24 protein-coding genes are annotated in these 17,815 nt (G+C 38.3%); 5 read left to right on the top strand and 19 right to left on the bottom strand.

From position 1 onward, the window contains the following. Positions 1 to 126: 126 nt before the first annotated feature. The 3 genes from FZC88_RS04650 to FZC88_RS04640 all read right to left on the bottom strand — a co-directional run bounded on the left by FZC88_RS04650 (position 127) and on the right by FZC88_RS04640 (position 2,492). Entirely contained in the window at positions 127 to 807 is a 681-nt protein-coding gene (locus tag FZC88_RS04650) for a serine/threonine protein kinase (protein ID WP_148993825.1), read from the bottom strand. Positions 808 to 1,083: 276 nt separating this feature from the next. Then, positions 1,084 to 1,359: a helix-turn-helix transcriptional regulator gene (locus FZC88_RS04645; protein ID WP_148993824.1), complete on the bottom strand. Its 276-nt coding sequence runs from the start codon at positions 1,357 to 1,359 to the stop codon at positions 1,084 to 1,086. A gap of 263 nt (positions 1,360 to 1,622) precedes the next feature. Beyond that, positions 1,623 to 2,492 carry a LysR family transcriptional regulator gene (locus FZC88_RS04640; protein ID WP_148993823.1) on the bottom strand — a complete coding sequence of 290 codons (870 nt, stop codon included), beginning with the start codon at positions 2,490 to 2,492 and terminating at the stop codon, positions 1,623 to 1,625. 112 nt (positions 2,493 to 2,604) lie between these two features. Between FZC88_RS04640 and FZC88_RS04635 the strand changes: the two genes are divergently transcribed. Then, positions 2,605 to 3,114: a class I SAM-dependent methyltransferase gene (locus FZC88_RS04635; RefSeq protein ID WP_148993822.1), complete on the top strand. Its 510-nt coding sequence runs from the start codon at positions 2,605 to 2,607 to the stop codon at positions 3,112 to 3,114. Positions 3,115 to 3,324: 210 nt separating this feature from the next. Here FZC88_RS04635 and FZC88_RS04630 read toward each other — a convergent pair whose 3' ends face one another. Next, positions 3,325 to 4,002: an HAD family hydrolase gene (locus tag FZC88_RS04630; RefSeq protein WP_148993821.1), complete on the bottom strand. Its 678-nt coding sequence runs from the start codon at positions 4,000 to 4,002 to the stop codon at positions 3,325 to 3,327. Between the two features lie 525 nt (positions 4,003 to 4,527). Between FZC88_RS04630 and FZC88_RS04625 the strand changes: the two genes are divergently transcribed. Next, positions 4,528 to 4,710 carry a DUF1272 domain-containing protein gene (locus FZC88_RS04625; protein WP_148969080.1) on the top strand — a complete coding sequence of 61 codons (183 nt, stop codon included), beginning with the start codon at positions 4,528 to 4,530 and terminating at the stop codon, positions 4,708 to 4,710. Between the two features lie 141 nt (positions 4,711 to 4,851). On the opposite strand, the gene FZC88_RS04620 is transcribed toward FZC88_RS04625, so the two are convergent. Then, positions 4,852 to 5,307 (bottom strand): NUDIX domain-containing protein, encoded by a 456-nt coding sequence (locus FZC88_RS04620; RefSeq protein ID WP_148993820.1) that lies wholly within the window; start codon positions 5,305 to 5,307, stop codon positions 4,852 to 4,854. 89 nt (positions 5,308 to 5,396) lie between these two features. Then, on the bottom strand, positions 5,397 to 5,762 hold the full coding sequence (locus tag FZC88_RS04615) for a VOC family protein (RefSeq protein WP_148969082.1): 366 nt from the start codon (positions 5,760 to 5,762) through the stop codon (positions 5,397 to 5,399). Between the two features lie 177 nt (positions 5,763 to 5,939). On the opposite strand from FZC88_RS04615, the gene FZC88_RS04610 reads away from it, so the two are divergent. Continuing rightward, the gene (locus tag FZC88_RS04610) at positions 5,940 to 6,992 is read left to right on the top strand and encodes a serine hydrolase domain-containing protein (RefSeq protein ID WP_187443499.1); all 1,053 of its coding nucleotides are present in this window, start codon (positions 5,940 to 5,942) and stop codon (positions 6,990 to 6,992) included. Between the two features lie 81 nt (positions 6,993 to 7,073). Here FZC88_RS04610 and FZC88_RS23835 read toward each other — a convergent pair whose 3' ends face one another. The 3 genes from FZC88_RS23835 to FZC88_RS04600 form a co-directional block, all read right to left on the bottom strand. Then, positions 7,074 to 7,241, bottom strand: a complete 168-nt coding sequence (locus FZC88_RS23835) for a hypothetical protein (RefSeq protein ID WP_187443498.1) — start codon at positions 7,239 to 7,241, stop codon at positions 7,074 to 7,076. 13 nt (positions 7,242 to 7,254) lie between these two features. Next, entirely contained in the window at positions 7,255 to 7,578 is a 324-nt protein-coding gene (locus FZC88_RS04605; RefSeq protein WP_187443497.1) for a DUF4181 domain-containing protein, read from the bottom strand. Between the two features lie 327 nt (positions 7,579 to 7,905). Beyond that, the gene (locus tag FZC88_RS04600; protein WP_148993817.1) at positions 7,906 to 8,205 is read right to left on the bottom strand and encodes a hypothetical protein; all 300 of its coding nucleotides are present in this window, start codon (positions 8,203 to 8,205) and stop codon (positions 7,906 to 7,908) included. Positions 8,206 to 8,524: 319 nt separating this feature from the next. On the opposite strand from FZC88_RS04600, the gene FZC88_RS04595 reads away from it, so the two are divergent. Then, the gene (locus FZC88_RS04595) at positions 8,525 to 9,010 is read left to right on the top strand and encodes a sigma-70 family RNA polymerase sigma factor (protein WP_148993816.1); all 486 of its coding nucleotides are present in this window, start codon (positions 8,525 to 8,527) and stop codon (positions 9,008 to 9,010) included. A gap of 75 nt (positions 9,011 to 9,085) precedes the next feature. Here FZC88_RS04595 and FZC88_RS04590 read toward each other — a convergent pair whose 3' ends face one another. The 5 genes from FZC88_RS04590 to FZC88_RS04570 all read right to left on the bottom strand — a co-directional run bounded on the left by FZC88_RS04590 (position 9,086) and on the right by FZC88_RS04570 (position 12,772). Next, positions 9,086 to 9,538 carry a GNAT family N-acetyltransferase gene (locus FZC88_RS04590; protein ID WP_148993815.1) on the bottom strand — a complete coding sequence of 151 codons (453 nt, stop codon included), beginning with the start codon at positions 9,536 to 9,538 and terminating at the stop codon, positions 9,086 to 9,088. A 248-nt stretch (positions 9,539 to 9,786) separates the two neighbouring features. Then, complete coding sequence (locus FZC88_RS04585) at positions 9,787 to 10,530, bottom strand: ABC transporter permease (RefSeq protein ID WP_148993814.1); 744 nt, start codon at positions 10,528 to 10,530, stop codon at positions 9,787 to 9,789. 15 nt (positions 10,531 to 10,545) lie between these two features. Then, positions 10,546 to 11,457 carry an ABC transporter ATP-binding protein gene (locus FZC88_RS04580; RefSeq protein ID WP_148993813.1) on the bottom strand — a complete coding sequence of 304 codons (912 nt, stop codon included), beginning with the start codon at positions 11,455 to 11,457 and terminating at the stop codon, positions 10,546 to 10,548. Positions 11,458 to 11,625: 168 nt separating this feature from the next. Next, entirely contained in the window at positions 11,626 to 11,970 is a 345-nt protein-coding gene (locus FZC88_RS04575) for a DoxX family protein (protein WP_148993812.1), read from the bottom strand. 154 nt (positions 11,971 to 12,124) lie between these two features. Continuing rightward, the gene (locus FZC88_RS04570) at positions 12,125 to 12,772 is read right to left on the bottom strand and encodes a pentapeptide repeat-containing protein (protein ID WP_148969091.1); all 648 of its coding nucleotides are present in this window, start codon (positions 12,770 to 12,772) and stop codon (positions 12,125 to 12,127) included. Positions 12,773 to 13,627: 855 nt separating this feature from the next. Between FZC88_RS04570 and FZC88_RS04565 the strand changes: the two genes are divergently transcribed. Continuing rightward, positions 13,628 to 14,134 carry a GNAT family N-acetyltransferase gene (locus tag FZC88_RS04565; protein ID WP_148993811.1) on the top strand — a complete coding sequence of 169 codons (507 nt, stop codon included), beginning with the start codon at positions 13,628 to 13,630 and terminating at the stop codon, positions 14,132 to 14,134. 143 nt (positions 14,135 to 14,277) lie between these two features. Here FZC88_RS04565 and FZC88_RS04560 read toward each other — a convergent pair whose 3' ends face one another. The 5 genes from FZC88_RS04560 to FZC88_RS04540 all read right to left on the bottom strand — a co-directional run bounded on the left by FZC88_RS04560 (position 14,278) and on the right by FZC88_RS04540 (position 17,550). Further along, positions 14,278 to 14,787: an NUDIX hydrolase gene (locus FZC88_RS04560; RefSeq protein WP_262371685.1), complete on the bottom strand. Its 510-nt coding sequence runs from the start codon at positions 14,785 to 14,787 to the stop codon at positions 14,278 to 14,280. A 19-nt stretch (positions 14,788 to 14,806) separates the two neighbouring features. Then, entirely contained in the window at positions 14,807 to 15,211 is a 405-nt protein-coding gene (locus tag FZC88_RS04555) for a hypothetical protein (RefSeq protein ID WP_148993810.1), read from the bottom strand. A 61-nt stretch (positions 15,212 to 15,272) separates the two neighbouring features. After that, positions 15,273 to 15,629 (bottom strand): VOC family protein, encoded by a 357-nt coding sequence (locus tag FZC88_RS04550; RefSeq protein ID WP_262371682.1) that lies wholly within the window; start codon positions 15,627 to 15,629, stop codon positions 15,273 to 15,275. 349 nt (positions 15,630 to 15,978) lie between these two features. Continuing rightward, positions 15,979 to 16,362, bottom strand: a complete 384-nt coding sequence (locus tag FZC88_RS04545) for a VOC family protein (RefSeq protein WP_148993808.1) — start codon at positions 16,360 to 16,362, stop codon at positions 15,979 to 15,981. A 102-nt stretch (positions 16,363 to 16,464) separates the two neighbouring features. Next, positions 16,465 to 17,550, bottom strand: coding sequence for a citrate synthase/methylcitrate synthase (locus tag FZC88_RS04540; protein WP_148993807.1), 1,086 nt, complete (start codon positions 17,548 to 17,550; stop codon positions 16,465 to 16,467). Positions 17,551 to 17,815: the final 265 nt, after the last annotated feature.

Below are 17,815 nucleotides of genomic sequence, written 5' to 3'. Positions count from 1 at the left end.
GAAACTCATATAAGAATTCCTCATTTACTGGATTGAGAAGTACTTACTTGCAAGGTGGTATTGGCACCTGGAAGTACCTTTACCTAGAAAAAAGCATTCAGAGCTTTTATTGCTCTGAATGCTTTTTTAGTCTCTTTTAAATGAAGTAAACTTTAAAACAATTTTCATAAATTCTTCATAAGAAGTGAAATGCTTATTCCATGAGTTATACCATTTTCGAATTGTTTCAAGTAACCAAAACGGAATGGCTCTTCCATCAATGAGGTGGTAATGCTCTTCGTATGCTTTCTTTAAATGCTCCCATCTAAAGTCATTTCCTGGAAGGACGTATTCAGATACATCAATGATTTTGGCTCTTCCATTTTGAAGCAATATATTCTTTAAATGAATATCACGGGGATTCAATCCCTGATCACGAACATACTGTCTGGCATCCTCAACATCTTGAATTACTTGTTTTGGAATGTGAATTCCTTGGAGCAGACAATCGAATAGTGTTGGTCCATCTTCATAACTTAAAACGAGAAATTTATCGTAAGCGGCATAGCAGGTTGAGAAAAAGGGTGAATTCCCAATGGTATTGTACACTTTTTCTTCTATATTAATTTTCGATCCCTTATCCTCCGCGTACAATTTGAACGCATACTCTGGAGCATAAATGGATTGAAATACCGCTGCATCCGTCCCGACACCGATGCATCTTAGACTATCATCCCCTCCATGGATCCTGACAGGTTCATTATTGAGATTGGAAAACACGGTAACCTGAGAAAGAGATGGTAGTGCTGCTTCCCATTTATTATCCATAAGTTCTCCCTTCTTTGGATTGAACTTTATAAAAGGTATGATTGGAATTCATACCTTATTCAGAATAATATAGCACCTACCAAACCCTGATATCAATCTTGCACCTTTGTAATTTGCTAGAAATTTTAGACAGTTGTATGTAATAGCATATATTCTTAATCATGATGAACATATCTTTCTTAAAAACTTTTAAGAAAAGAAGGGAAAAATCACGCCCCCAATAAGTTCATCTACTTTTACACTTCCTTCTCTCTATCATTTATACATCAAGTTAAGTCATTTCTCTAAAAGCTCCGTTAATAAAGAAATATTTACTCCAAGTGCTTCAAATATTGATCGGCAGGTGATGTCACTTACTTTGCCCTTTCCTCCTTCAAGCCTCTTAATCGTTTGAGCACTCACGTTTGCTTTATGAGCTAATTCCTCTTGTGTTAATTGAGACTTCACACGCAAAATGTGAACGATTTCGCCCATATGTAGTTTTTCAGTATTCGAGTCATCTTTTACAAAACAATTATTTATGGAGTTGCATAATTTTTTCATGTCCTTCATAGGTAGACTCCTCCAACAATTGGTAAATTTTATTTACTAAATATAAAGAAATTTCTACACATTTTCAAGGGAAACCGTATAATTTCTTATTTACAATATACGGTTATATCGGAAGTACTTTATGGTTTGATTGGTGAAAGCTAGGTGCGACTTTTGAACGGGATGAATGATATACAAAGAAGAGGATTGACTCTAAACATTTTCATTCTTAATGAATTTAATGACAGATATTCTAATTCTGTTTTCAAGAAACGGATAATTTATTATTTTATAAGGTTTAAGAAAGTATTATATGAAGTTGGTAATGAATCTGCAGAAACCAAACCAACGACTGCTATTTCCCGGTTTATTTGAGGGGAATCTACTATTTCCATTTCAACGATAGTATCGGATTTTGCGATTAAGTCTCCAGTTAATAATGCAACTCCTTTTCCATTTTCCAAAAAATCCAATGCGGTTAAAGGTGGCAGTTCTATATAATCTGTCCCAGATTGCAACTGTGCTTTTTGCCATTGAAGGCTTTCGTGATTCCAATCAACCAGAATAAAAGGCTTACTACCCGGGAGCACATCTATAATTGAGAGAGTTTTATTCTTCATCATCTTAACCAGTGGATGTGCATAATGAGCTGCAAGTTTTAGAGGTTCTCGGAATATCCAATACTTATTCAAGTCTGTATTAAAGTAGGGATGTGTTATAAATCCCAACATAACCGATCCGTCATAAAGCATTTCAATGATTTGTTGGTTATGTCCAGTGTGGATTTCAAGTGCAATATCTGGATATTGTTCATGTGATTTCTGTATAAGTGAAGAAAAAATACCTGTCGTGAAGGTTGGGAGAGTCCCGATCGTGACGTGCCCAATCTTTCCATCTCGAATAGACTGTACTCTTTCAACCCCTTTTTGCAGAAAGTCTATCGCTTGTCTAGCATAAGGCAAAAATCCTTTTCCTAATTCACTTAATTCAACCGTTCTTCCAACCCGAGTGAAAAGCGGTCCTCCTACTTTTTTCTCTAACCCCTGTATTCTTAACGTGACAGTCGGTTGAGATAGATCTAGATATCGCGCAGCTTTACTGATACTCCCCAGCCTTACCACAAAATCGAATGCCTGTAATTGATTAAGGTCCATCTTTTCACCTCATATAAGTATTTCTAATACTAAATATAACTTATATTGTATTGTTTGATTAGTGATTCGGACATTATAATTAGTTACTCATATACAAGGAGGAACACATTTGATGAAAAAACGAATAATCGATTTGGTTAATGAACAATACAAAGCACCAAAGGGTTTACTAGGGGTTTATTTCGGTGAAAAAATGGTTCGTCAACATAGAATTGAGACTTTGTGGACGTTGGAATTGCTTAAATTGCAGGATAACGATTATGTATTGGAACTTGGCTGTGGTGCTGGATATGCCGTGAAAAGGGTACTAAGGGATTCAAACGTTAAAAAAGTAGTCGGTTTTGATTTATCCCAAACTGCACTTGCATCCGCAAGATTCCGAAATAGAGCTAACATATACAATAGTCGTGCAAAATTTGTGTTGGGGAATGTTAATAGTCTTCCTTTTCAAGATGGGATGTACTCCAAGGTCTATAGCATTCAATCAGTATACTTTTGGGAATCGATACATGATTCAATCAATGAAATATATCGAGTGTTGAAACCAGGAGGTTCCTTGATCATTACATTAAGTGACGGTAAAAACGGCATACCTTGGATGAATATTCGAAGAATGTTGTAAGAAGACCTAATCCCAAATATGAAAATCAGGGGATTTAAGAATATTGAATTATTAGAAGGGCCTACTTCCAGAGGTTATAATTCCGTTGCGATAGTGGGGGATAAACAGATTTCATTATGACGCCAATTTCCGAAATGGCGTCATAATGAAATTATTGAATATGTTTTTCTAGTTATATCTTATAACGAATCAAAGGAAAATCGGGTTTGATCAATCTCGATTGTAATTCAGATGATCAATAAATTCCGGCAATTCCATCAAATCATCAATCACCCAATCTGCTTGTTCCGCATGACTCAAGTGATGGTCTTTCTTCCAAATACCCTTCATCCCGACTTTTTGAGCACCATACACATCATACTCAGGGTGATCCCCGATAAAGATGCATTCATGAGGTTCTAAATTCAACCTTACTAACGCTCTCTTGAAGATTTCAGGGTCAGGCTTTTTCAAGCCTTCCCACTCTGAAACTAGAATTTCATCAAAGTATGCTTTTATATCAAGAGCCAGGATGTTGTCCATTTGAAACTGGCCATAGCCATTTGTGATCATTCCCAGTTTGATATTTTTTTCTCTTAATTCATCCAACATTCTATGTAAATGTGGAAAAGGTACACAGCTGTGCTTGAATTCACTGATGTAATCCTCAAGCAGCTCTTCCCAGGTTAATTCGTGAATAGTGAATTCATCTATAAGCTGCTTGTACACCTCATCTTTCCATACGTAGCCGCGCTGGTCTAATTCAATGAATCTGGTTATGTACGATTCTTTTGGGATATGTCTTAGCCATTTATCCAGTCTTTCATATTGGCTAGTGATGAATTCAACTACAGAGGCATCTCTGTTCAGTAGGGTTCCGTCCAGGTCGAATATGGCAGCTTTGATCATGATGGGGTGTCCTCCATTTCTGTTTTTAGTCGAAGGTTCATATTGCATATTGAAAAATAGTCAAGTAGTGGCAGATTTCGCCCGAATAAGGGAATTTGCGTCGTCATCCAAGCTGTTTCTTGTAATTAATAGTGGTTTTGTGAGGATGTTCCCTGCCCTATCTTATAAAATTTAGACTTACGTGTTTATTTATCAGCGAAAAACGATTTTTATCAGCGATATTTTCGATATATCAGCGAAATACCGATTTTATCAGCGGAATTTCAAATATATCAGCGAAATCATACTATTCCAGAATCCTATGCAAACTAAACATTTCACTAATCCTCCATATCAGCGAACTCCCCCTTTTTAATATACATGATGAGCCCGACATGGATTGGATTCGGTTCCAATGTTAATTTGTTTTCGTATATAGGAGACCAGATAATCTCCGCTTCTATCATAAAATACTTTTCCATATATTCACTATATTAACGCATTTTAGAATATAATGGAAAGAGATGAATAGAAAGGGAGATACATATGGGATTGGAAATGAAGACGGATTGTCAGGCCTGCCGGAAGATTTTGACGGATGACGCGTATATCTGTGTGCATGAATGTACATTTTGTGAGGATTGTACAGCTAAAAATGACTCTATCTGCCCGAACTGTAGTGGAGAGTTAGTCAGGAGACCGAAACCACCTATGGGAATGGAGCATTAAGGAAGGATCGCTTGAAGAAAGCATTGGTGATCATTGATGTGCAAATTGGAAGGTTCTCGATTGAACCACCGATTCATCGGGGAGACACTCTGTATCTTTAGATGGTAACAAGCTCAGAGTATGAACCCTGAGCTTGTTACATTAGTTGATGTCTCCAAGATATACTTCCTGAGCTATTTCTTTATTTAGATACGGAATGATTTTCTTAGGATATAATCTACACTTCGTTAACTCAGTCAAATCCATCCATTCGACCCCTACCTGATGACTATCTGGATTGGTAGGGACAAGATCTTTGTCCATATCATTGAAAACTGAACATTTAAAATAAAACTCCATCTGATGTACGTCATGATCAAAGGAAGCATGTTCATGGTTCTGCCCGATGTACTCGCGTATATGTATGAGTTCCCCTACTTCCACTTCCCTTCCGGTTTCCTCGATACATTCTCTTTTTAAAGCTTCATGAAGTGTCTCCCCTTGTTCCTGGCCCCCACCTGGAAATAGATAAAAGAATCCATTCCCGTCTTTATTCTTAGTGAGCAGGATTTTATCATCTTTTATAATGATGGCTTTAGCTGAATTTCGGATGGGCATGGATAATCTCTCCTTCTAATTGCTTTCATTTCTCATATGTATACTAACGGGAGACTCTAAAAGAAAGTCTCCCAACTATTAAACGTTGACTATTGACAAACCATCAACACATTCCCATCAGGATCTTTAAAAACAAAGTATTGATCATTTTGGATATCCGTTACTAATTCGACACCATTGTCTTTCATAAATTGATAGGAATCATGGATATCATCAGTGGCAAATTGAATGGCAGGGAAATTCAGTCTTGGTCCTTTTCCATTTTCGTCTTTCCACATGGGCATTGTGTCAAGAATCATACCAGCACCATCCATGTCGGCAACGAATAGATGATCGAAATGGTCTTCTCCTTTTTCGATTCCGAGCATTTTTGAATACCATTCTTTAGACTTTTCAATGTCACTTACAGGAATAAAAACCAGGTTCACTTTGTTTTTGATCGGACTCTTGAGCATATAGCTTCCTCCATTTCTTGTAGAGTACTAGAATACCATTCCATATAAGGCATCACATATCCTGCCTGACTCTTTGATTTCCCCCTTAGGAGTAAGAGATTTCGGTTTCCAGACTGAGTACTTTAAGATGAACCATTGATACACTTAGTTTAATTACAACTCGAAAGGATGATTATTTTGATAGAACGAAAATTGGTTGAGAATACAGTCCGTTCATTTCATGAGAGATATCAGCTTCCTGGCATCTCAATGTGTTTTACAGATTCTACTGGGGAGGACTATCCAATGGCAGCAGGGGTTCGTCATATCGCATCAGATGTAAAGTTGGACCCGTATGATCATCTACGGGTCGGGAGCATTACGAAGATCTTCATCAGCACACTTATTTTAAAAATGAAGGATGAAGGCATTGTGTCACTTGAACAAACTGTGGATTCCATCTTACCCGGCATCTTGAAAGACGGGACTCATATAACCGTCCGTCATTTGCTACAACATAGAAGTGGTTTGAAGGACTATATATGGATGGATGTTGCAGGAACAAATTGTATCCAGCACGCAGTATCCAGCCTTCATGATGAATTCCCTCCACAGAGCCTTATCAGACTAGCTTCCAGCCATGTCCTCCAATTTGAATCGGGTACTGAATTTAACTACTCGAATACAGGTTATATCCTGCTTGGAATGATAGCAGAAAAACTCACCGGAGAATCAATAGAAAAGCTATTAGATAAATGGATCATCCAACCGCTTCAATTGGAAAGGACATACTTTCCCAGTACGAATGATCTGAGAAAACCCTTTGGGGCAGGTTATTCTAAAGCTACCCCTGACCTGACAGACCTTTCAGATGAAATATCAGAAATTACGCATCTTAATGTATCGATTGTATGGGCTGCAGGTGCTCTCATTTCCAATCCTATAGATATTCAAACGTTTATGAAGTCTCTTTTTAACGGTCATCTCCTATCTAAGAAATCTTTGACTGAAATGATGTGTTTCTTCGAAGCTGATGACCCGAAGCAGTCCTATGGTTTGGGACTCCATCAATATACCTTTGATGATGGAAGACAAGCCATTGGTCATCAGGGCGGGATACATGGTTACGAATCAGTGACACTTTATTATCCTGACTGTGAAATGTCTTTGACCGTTATCGTGAATCAAATGCCAGTCGGGGTGGTGGCGATTGCAAATCAATTGTTTCGAAAAATTACTAAGGGGATTTGAATGAAAGGTTTGCCTATTATAATGAAGAAAAAACGCTCAATCGGAGCGTTTTTTCTAACTCAATCAAATGACTAACCAGTGTCATCGTCTTTTCACAGCTTTCTTGCCCAAAAAGTATGAGCTGCTCCCCATAAATAAACCACCAGCGATACTAAACAAGGTTCCAACAACAATCCACTGAATGGATAAGAAAACACCCAGCATAAATATAAATAATCCCCCTATAAACAGAACGTATGCTTTTGTCATGAATTCTCCTCTGCTATATTGATAGCTGCTCAAGAATCGCCATGAAGATTAACATGGCGATGGCAGATGCAATAGTAGAAATCGTTAATACATATTCATTTGTTTTGCGGTATAACAACCATTCCATGAGCGCTCTAAATACCTGATGACCAATGAAGAAGGACAGAAAATACAATTCGGGGCTAATGATATTTTCATATTTGAAAAGAATTATGATAACTCCGGATACCATGAGCACTAATAGCATTCTCTCCCCCCATTTATGTACCGGGTGTCTTAATTCATTCCTTTCCTCTTTGGTAATATGAAATGATTTCCTTAATTTTTTTTCAATCATAGCGTTGAAGACCATTAAGATTAATGCAAATGCTGAGGTAAGATACCAATGAACAATGATTATTCCCCCCCCTATAAATCTCTTTCTAGTTTAACATAAATTACCTTATAAGCTAGTTTTTCCAATGCTTGCACCCCTCAAAAACATTCCATTATCCATTCACCTTCTATATGATCAATTCCTTATTATATATTTTTATAGTATACATAATAATATTATGTATACATTAGAATATGGAAAGCTAACTTCGGACTTCTTCAATCTAATGTAATATAGAATTGTGATAAATTAAAAAATTCTATATAAAATGGCTAAGTCATTAATGACTTAGCCATTTTTTTCCTTTATTTGTTCCCTGATACTTTCTAGTTCTTCAAGAGTCAACTTGCTCAAAGACTTTTTGATTTCTTCCTCAACCTGCTTTTTGTTTTTCTCCCTGTACTGATCCCACCATTGTCTAAGATCTTTTGTATTTGTCAGGAGATATTCAAGGTCAATCTCTTCTATTTCATCATCGGATAAATAGTTCAGAACAGCCGCTAACATTCGTTCGAGCATCTCGTTTTTTTCTCTTTCCTGTACCAGTTCACCTTTTTGTTCAGTTGAGGATTCATCTTTCCTTGGCATGTTAGTCCCTCCTTTGCATCACTTCGTACTCCTAGTATTGCCTTAAGATCTAATTTGGTAAACGAATACCTTATATGTCCTTCAAGGAATAAATCTTGAATAATGAGACAATGTTGATTCGTATTTCCGTATTTAACGATGATAATTCAGGTAAACAATGTGTTTTTAAAGAGTAAAAGTGGGATACACCTCCATTAATTACTCTGTGTTTACTTCAGGTTTACATACGCTTTCTCATTTTGTTCCCCTCCCTTTTTCTTTGTATGGTTAAGCTACCCGGGAATACAAAGAGAGGCGCGCCAATCAGAAGGAATCTGAGTTGGAGAAATTTGAAGAGCTTTATAAGCAATATGATTTAATGATTCATAAAGTGATTCATTCTTTGCACATATACAAAAATAAGCATGAATATTATCAGACTGGTCTCATTGCACTCTGGGAAGCACATGAAAATTTCAATCCAGAAAAAGGTGCTTTCCCTGCATATGCTTATTCATTTGTACGTGGCAGAATACTATCTCAATTAACAAGTGAAAACAGGAATGAAGAGAAAAGTATTTTCAAAGAAGCGGAATTTTTTGAAATCGTGGAGGATGAAAAAGTGAATGATGGGTTGGCACAAGAATTACTGTACAGTTACTGTGAGGGCTTAACTGAAAATCAGAGAAAATGGGTGCTTTATACATGTATCCACATGCTGACGGTAAGTGAGATTGCAGAGGTAGAGAATGTTTCGATTTCCGCAGTGAAGAAGTGGCGTAAAGGAGCGAAAGAAAGGATTCGGGGAATGTTGGACATAAAATGATAGTTGATTAGTTTTCAAGACCAGGATACTCAAAGGCCAATTATCTAAACTTGGCCTTTCCTGTATTATTTCTTATCACTTCAAATTTTTCACAACAGCCATTTCCCTGCCGAATCTATCCCCCTGGTCAACAAATCCCAGACTGGAATATAAATGGTGTGCCCCTTTATTTTCAGGATGATACCCTACTACAATCCTTTCGACATCAAGGGTTTCAATCATCCCTTCTATCATCAAGGCAGTTGCAGTTTTTCCAATACCCTTACCCTGATAGCTTTTATCCACCATGATTCGGTATACCCAGAAAGCATCGAGTTCTTCTGGAACAGTATTGTACATTAAAAAGCCGACCACTTTGTCCTCATAATAGATGGCAAAGGGCTTTAGTGACGGTTCAAATTTTGATTGAGCTATCGATATTGCATTTGACTCGATGAATGCCTTTTGATCATCGGAAATTTCCAGCTGACAGCAATCGTACCAATTATCTTTATTTACTTCTACTATTTTCACACTGTTTGAATTCATTTATTTTCCCCCTTCGTTATTAAAGAACCCAGCCTGTTAATTGTCCTCAATACCTTGTCGTTACTTGAAATTATTCATTCTTTATTAACCCCATTGAACGATGCCAAGAAACCAGATAAATATAGAATGCAATTTTCAGACTATTGAATTATACCACTATTTTCTATTAGAACCTCATATTTACCATTTAAACTAATGTCATTTGTAAAATTAAAAAAGCTCCCACAATCGGAAGCCTTTAGTACACTTCAATTCTTTGATAAACGAAGGAATCGTGGATAAGCTGCGAGCGCAATAAAACCACCCGCTATTCCAGCGATAAGCAAAATCCCTATATTAAACAAAATGTCCCTTATTGTGCCATCTGCAAGGATCACTTCTTTGTAACCTTCAATAGCCCAATACTGAGGCAATGCCTTGCTGATTTTTTGCATGAAGTCCGGCATGAGTTCTACCGGAAGCCATAACCCCCCAAGCATAGCTCCACCAAGGGCTATGATCTGAGTCATCGCAATCCCCATGTTTTCCGTTTTCACCAATACGGCGAGTGCCATACCCCAACCAGTTACAATAAATGCTAATGACAAAGATAACATGATCAATGCGAATGGATCTCCTAATGGGAGATCATAAACAATCACACCGAAACCAAATAATACTGCCACTTGGATCAGCACAATCACCAAAAATGGGATCCATTTTCCGATAAAATAGTCTCTGATCGGTAATGGGGTACTAGCGATACGGGACACCATCCCTTTATCCCTGTCCTTAACAAATGCAATGACCATGGAGATCATGATATAAAAGGCAAACATAATCGTGTAGCCGGGAATGATCTGGGTAACAACTTCCTTATAACTTGTTTTTTCATCCCCTGAAAAAATAGAGACAAAAGCGATAATAAACACGATTGGTAAAATAAACGTCCAAAACCATAACCCTTTATCCTGAATATTTTTCTTTAATTCCATCCTTACAATAGCCCACATGCTCATCCACCCTTTCTATGAATCTCGCAGTTGTGTTCCAGTCAAAGCGAAAAAGATATCCTCCAGTTTTGGCTGATACATTTCAAGCCTTCTTGGCATAATGTTTTGATTGCGGAACTCGACAATCAATTGTTCTAGCGTCATCAAAGGATCTTCACTTTGCAAAAGAAATCCATTTCCTTTGGCTTTGACCTGACCATGTACGGATAAGCGGACTTCATCTAAACCTTCTCCGGAAATAAACAATGAGGGTTTATTATATTTTTGCTGTAGTTCTTCCATTGTTCCGCATTCGACTAATGTCCCCTTGTCGATTAGTCCGATGCTGTCACATAGCTGCTCTACTTCCTCCATGTAGTGACTCGAATAGATGATGGTACTTCCCTTCTCCTTTAACTCGTGGATGATAGAGAAAATCGAGTTTCTTGATTGTGGATCGATTCCTACGGTAGGTTCATCCATGATCACAATGGAGGGATTATGCAGTAAAGCACAGCCAATATTCAATCGACGCTTCATACCTCCTGAAAAGGTGATGACTTTGTCTTTCCCGCGTTCTTTTAAACCGGTTTGTTGTAGCACTTTTTCGGAACGATCTTGAAGGTCTTTTCCTTTCAGTCCATAAAGGCTCCCGAAATACATTAAATTATCCTTGGCAGTAAGGGTTTCTTCCAGACAGATATCTTGAGGTATGTATCCAATGAACTTTTTCACCTTTAATCTTTCATTCATGACAGAATGCCCGTTGACGAAGATTTCCCCATTAAAACTTTGTAAAACTCCGGATAAGATCTTCATAAGTGTCGATTTCCCTGCACCATTGGGTCCTACCAGACCAAAACAAGAGCCTTCTGGAATAATTAAATGAATATCGTCAAGTGCTTGAATCGAATCATATCGCTTGCTTATGTTCTCAACTTTGATCATTAATAAACCCTCCTCCAACTCAAATGCATATTAAGATGTACGAAACGAAATTGTAAAAGTTTCACTTACTGTAAAGAAACGAAAGGAAAAGGAGTGGGTTTGTACTCCACTCCTTTCGTATTATCAATATCCTCGATTGAAATCATTTTATTATTTCGCCAATCAACGCTACCTAACCAAATAAAGTAATATAAATGAAAGAATTCCTAGAAGGACAATCATAAAAGCATCTTTGAATCCATCTTTCACACGAATATGGGCAAGCATTCCACCGATAGCTGTGACGCCAAGAATGAGAGAGCCGGGACCAATGTACGTTTCATACCAATAACCAAGTACCAATAGTACGGCACCGGTTAATTCCACCAATCCAGTGACGACCCGAAACCATTGAGGTAAACGCAAATGATCAAATACACCACGATGCATGCTCGATCCAGTCAATTTTCCGACTGCCGCCATAAAAAACATCGCTGCCAATATCCCTTGTAAAACCCAGATGAAGATGGTCATGTTGTTTTCCCCCTTCGAATTGAAAGCAATGGGCCCTGATATATGAATATGCCAGCTTTAATGAATTCATGCATTTTATAAGATTCAGTGGATTATTTCACGAATGCTACTTAAAAAAGTGGACAGAGAGAACAACCTCTACTCTCCTTTACGCCTACTCCTTCACTTTCAATCCCAATAAGCTGGCAAATCCAATCGCTTGTTCAGGCGAAACTTCGCAACCAGAAAGATATTCAAGAGCTACATTTATACGTGTAAACCTGCAGGTACTAATATCAATTCCTTTGAGGTCAGTCTGGGTGAAGTCAATCTCATTAAGGTCGCATCGATCAAAGTTTACTTTCAGGAGTTTACAGTCAGAGTAGTTGGCATTTTGTAAAAAGGTCTGGTTAAATATCACCTGCTTTAATCGTGCTTCAACAAAGTCACTCATGTTTGCCAAGCACTCTTCAAAACGGACATTGCCTAAATTACCACCCGAAAAATTCGCACCTAATAATTTGCATTCCTTGAAGGTCACCCGATGTATGATTCCCTCGCTAAAGTTTACATTCGACAGGTCGCAGTTTTCAAAGACGACATCTGTCATATCCGTCCGTGGGAAGGATGCACCAACGAACGAGACATTTTTAAACAACACTTTTGATAACACGAGCTGATTGATCTCTTCCTGATCAAGTCTCGCATTTTCTATCATACAATTCGATAGAAATGGATCTTCTTCATAATAGACATCTTGAAAATTAGCAGACTCTAAACGAGCAGGGATCTTTGGGTCTTCTATTTTAAACTTATTCCCCATGTTTTACACCTCAATTATGTTCAATTTATATGGCTCTTTTCGTAAAGTTTGTTGCTATTGTAGAGGAGAAAGTAATAGTTGATTTCCGCTCCAGGATGCTCGCTTTCCGCGGGGCTGGCGGTGAGCCTCCGGGGTCTCAGTTGTCCAGCTACGGGGCTTAGGGGCTCGAGGTCATAAGCCCCTCCGCTTTTCGTACTGTCCAGCTATTCCCGCAGGAGTCGATCATCCTGCAGCGAGAATCAACTTTCTGAGCATGTATCCTTAATAGAAAACAATTAAAACAAGAATTTTAGCAAACAATCTTATTTAAGATAAGTAGATATTGATTTTCCTTTTAAGAAAGAAGAATTTAAATTTATTTTCTAGTTACATTGATTTGTTGCACACCTTGAAGCTCTGTCATGAAAATTCCATTAAAGATGGTGAGGTGAACTGCGCAGACTCCGGCGGATTTTGGGCGTGCCGAGACCCCGTTCGGCTAAGCTGAGGAGGCTTGGCCGAACGCTAGCTGCAAGCGAAGCATTTCCCCCTCACCATCCAGCATAAACTGGTTGACAGAGCCCTGGCAGATTCTATGTTAGAAAACATCAATTTTTGCGAAGAGAGCCTTTTATATAAAGAAAACTATAACATGAAGAAAATTGAATAGTAGTCTTGGATTTTTTTTAGGTGTGTGTCTCGCAATGATGAGAGGGGTGGAACACTGCAGCAACCTTTTAGCAGAAAGAATAGTAGATAGCTTACAATCGTTTCCCTTATTCGATTTATTTTTCCCTGCTCATTACAAATAATCATTACACCAATTTTATGTTTCGAGTTAAAATAGGATGGAATGAATAAAGTGAGGTGTTCCATATGAAGGTAACAGAAACATCACGACTCGCCTTGAGATGGGTTGAGGAAACTGACGCAGAATTTATTATGAAATTACTAAATGAACCTGGATGGCTGCAATACATTGGAGACAAAGGAATTCGCACTATGGATGATGCAAAGGATTATATCGTGTGTGGTCCCCAAACAATGTATGAACGGGAAGGGTTTGGATTGTTTTTGGCAGAACGTAAGGATGATCGCGTACCAATCGGCTTATGTGGATTGATTAAGCGTGACGGCCTCGAAGACGTGGATATAGGATTTGCCTTTCTCTCTGACTATCAATTTCAAGGGTATGCATTTGAAGCGGCAAGCGCTACAGTTGATTTTGCAAAAGACATGGGGATAAAGCGCCTGGTAGCGATAACCACCAAAGATAATGAATCTTCCTCCAAACTGCTTGAAAAATTGGATATGAAATTAGAAGGTTATGTAACATTGCCAAATGATACAGAAGAACTGAAAAAATACAGCCTGAATTTTTAGGTATTGAACTATATTAATATTGAAAAGAGCTGATGTCTAGAATTCGCAGCTCTTTTTCTCATATTGAAAAGCGTGTACTGAAAAAATGATAAAAAGGAACGAAAAAACACCTATCCAATATCAGATAAGTGCTCAGCTGGTTCTTAATTATATAACTTCTTCAACTCTCTCAATACATAGTTCTCCCGTTTAATCCAGCGGGTGTTATCAAACTGGTCCATCAGTTTTTCATTCTCCTCAATCGATTCATCCAGTGTAACCCACTTTGGTTTCATATCCAGTTCCGATTCATATCCTTCTAATTGTTGTGGTATTCTTTCTCTGTCGGTTAATTCACATTTGAAATAATGGGAAGTCATTTCGAATAAGGCATCATCTTCAAACACATCCACATGCCTTTTGATCACGACTCCAAGGGGCTCATTAACAACACAGTTTATAAAGCCACTTTCTTCAGCCACCTCTCTTATCAGGGCACGAGGCAAGGTTTCACCTTCTTCAACCCCGCCACCAGGAAATTTATAATCTCCCCTGTTTGAATGCATGAGAAGAATCTTATGATCTTGAATGATGACAGCTTTTACGGCGGTTCTATATTTCATTTTGTATTCAGTTATCTCGCTTTTCGGTTTTCCTAATACGGTTTCAAACAAAAGTGACGCTCCTTTCCTTTTATTTAACAATAGCCATTCCAACAACTTGATCCGAGAAGACAATCATTTCATCCATCTCGATAATAGAATCGGGGGCTGAAATTGATTTGAATCGAGCGTTTTTAATATGTATCGGGCCTGTTGCATTTGTTGCCATCATATCAGGTGAAAGTTCCTGGAGTTCTTCCCCAAACCGATCGAGCCCATATTCAAAGAATGTCTTCATCTCTTCATCACCATCAAAAAAATTCACTTCCCCCTCAATCATGGCAGTTTGAGTAAGGATTTGAATCCTGCCTTGTTTGTTTGAAATCACTTCTTCTGGAATCAACCCTTCTTCAAACTGTTGTTTTTGATCAGCCAGGTGAGTGATAATCGCTTTCTTGTAATCCATCGCTTTATTAATGTTTTCTAACTTTTGCATGACTATTCTCCTTTTAATAGTAGATTCATTATCCTTGCCATATGAGATTTTCTTTCCTCAATTATTTCTTTTCAATCAACCCAATTCCCACTCCGGTAGGATCCACCAAATATGCAAGGAAGAAATCACCAAATTCCATCTTATCCCTGACAACCATCGCCCCGTTTTCTTTTGCTGCAGAAATGGATATGTCAATGGATTGTACTTCAATTTGCATACGTGTACCGTGTGGATAATCATGAGGCCCTTTGCCTATACCCCCATTCATTTCATTACCTTGCCCGGTTGAGACTGCCCAGTAGTCCCATTGAGGTTCAGCCACTTCCCATCCGAATACGTTTGAGTAAAATGCTGCCGCTTTTTCTGGCTCCTGACTGCTTAATTCAAAGCCAACAACTTTCCCATCTAAATTTTTCACGTTCGTTACCTCCATATCCTTTAAATCATGAAAAATTTAACCTTATACCAACGAGTATTATTTCTATTCGACAAAATCTCCCAATATCCTCCATTAGAACGAACATTCCCAAAAAAATGCCAAGTTTTGTTTCAATCAAAAGAAAAACGTATGCCTAGAAACTCTAAGCGTCTTGGGGTCAGTTTTGACTATTGTACTTGTTGATTTTTCAGTTTTTATTGATTGGATCACACCTTGGTGTATTGGATAAGAAACCTAATTGTTAGATTAGTCTTCACGAGACGTAAATGAGTAAAGAATATAGAAAGCCCGAGATCATATTAAGATCTCGGGCTTTCTAGTATTCATTTTATTTATTTTTCTCCATGACAGCAAAGTAGTTATCTTCATAATCCGCAAAGTTGAAGACTCTGCCAGAAGGCATTTCAACAATTTGTCCCACCGTTATATTCTTATCAGATAGGTTTTTATGTAATTCATCCAGATTGTCTGTGAATAGCATTAAAGATGGAGTTCCGAGATTAAGTTCGGGCTGCATTTTAGCAATCAATTCCTTGTTGTGAAGCACAATGCTTGTCTCTGCATCTTTCGTCGGGGCGATTTCAATCCATCGCATCCCCTGCCCGTTATCTTCTTCGGATAGAACTGTAAACCCGACTTTTTCAGTCCAGAAATGTACCGACTCATCCTGGTTATGGACATATAACATGATTTGACCGACTTTACTGATCATCTATATCACTCCTATTATAGTATACATTAATTATATCACGCTTACATTGAATCGCTTACAATAAATAAAACCTGCGTTGTGTAAACAAGCAGGTTGTTTCCACTAACTGTTTCGTTTTCCTATATATTCGGATTGCGGCCGGTATATCGTATTCTTTTCTGCCTGCTCCAATACATGTGCAGTCCATCCAACGATGCGACTGGCCGTAAAAGTCGGTGTGAAGAGATCTGATGGCAGATTAATCGATTTCATGATGGCAGCTGCGTAAAACTCTACATTTGTGTATAGGGATCTCCCCGGCTTAATTTCAGCTAAAAGTTCAATCGCTTTCTTCTCCACATAAAGTGCTAGATCCAGAGAGTGATCATCCCCCTTATTTTCTAACAGGGTATTTCTTAAAGCGATGGCTCTTGGGTCATGAGTTTTATACACCCGATGGCCAAACCCCATCAGCTTCTCTCCTTTCAGCAACTTTCTTCTTATGACATTTTCCGCTTTTTCAAGAGTTCCTATTTCGTTCAGTAAATCAATGACCCCGGATGGTGCTCCTCCGTGAAGCGGTCCTTTCATTGTTCCGATGGCTGAAGTGATGGCTGAAACCAGATCGGATTCCGTTGAGGCTGTGACTCTTGCAGAAAAAGCAGAAGCATTCATTCCATGCTCAAGGGTCAGGACCATATACGTTTCCAATGCATCAGCAACAGCCTTGGACGGGTTGTTTCCGGATAGCATATAGAGATAATTTTCCACATGGTTCAGCTGGGGATCCGGATCAATGAAAGGTTTTTCCAAATTCATATTAAAACGGTAGGAAATGATGGTAGGAATAACGGCCGTCAATCTCATTGCCTGTTCAATAGTTGGCTTCCAAGTGTATTCTGGTCCTCCTAGAGAGGAGATGACGGTTCTTAATACACTCATCATGTCCATTTCAACTGGCAAAGAATGAAGGATCTCCTTCATTGCAGGCGTTATGAATCGGAACGTGCTCAATTTGTTTTTTATGTCCACTGCATCCTCCATCGTTGGAAGATACCCATACCATAATAAGAAAGCTGCTTCTTCAAATGACAGGTCCTTGAGTTCCCCGATTTCATATCCCCTATAGATGAGGACGCCCTCCTTACCATCGATATGACTGATCGTTGTTTGTGCAGCTATAATTCCTTTTAATCCTTCACTAAACATTCGTTTCATCCCCTTTTCCTTCATTACAATTATTGTATAATGGATTTATAATTAAGAAAATTAAATATATTTAATTAAATTGATTACATTTATTAATTAATAAGGCTCTTTTCATATAGTTTTTTGATATTGTAGAGGAGAAAGTAATAGTTGATTTCCGCTCCAGGATGCTCGCTTTCCGCGGGGCTTAGGGGCTCGAGGTCATAAGCCAAGTCTATCAAAAAGGCAAAGAGCGCCTTTCCGGCAGACTCGACTTATGCTTGTC

The organism is Rossellomorea aquimaris (assembly GCF_008180865.1).
GTDB lineage: Bacteria > Bacillota > Bacilli > Bacillales > Bacillaceae_B > Rossellomorea > Rossellomorea yichunensis.
The sequence above is the reverse complement of the archived record's forward strand: the minus strand, read 5'-3'. Positions and strand labels throughout refer to the sequence as shown.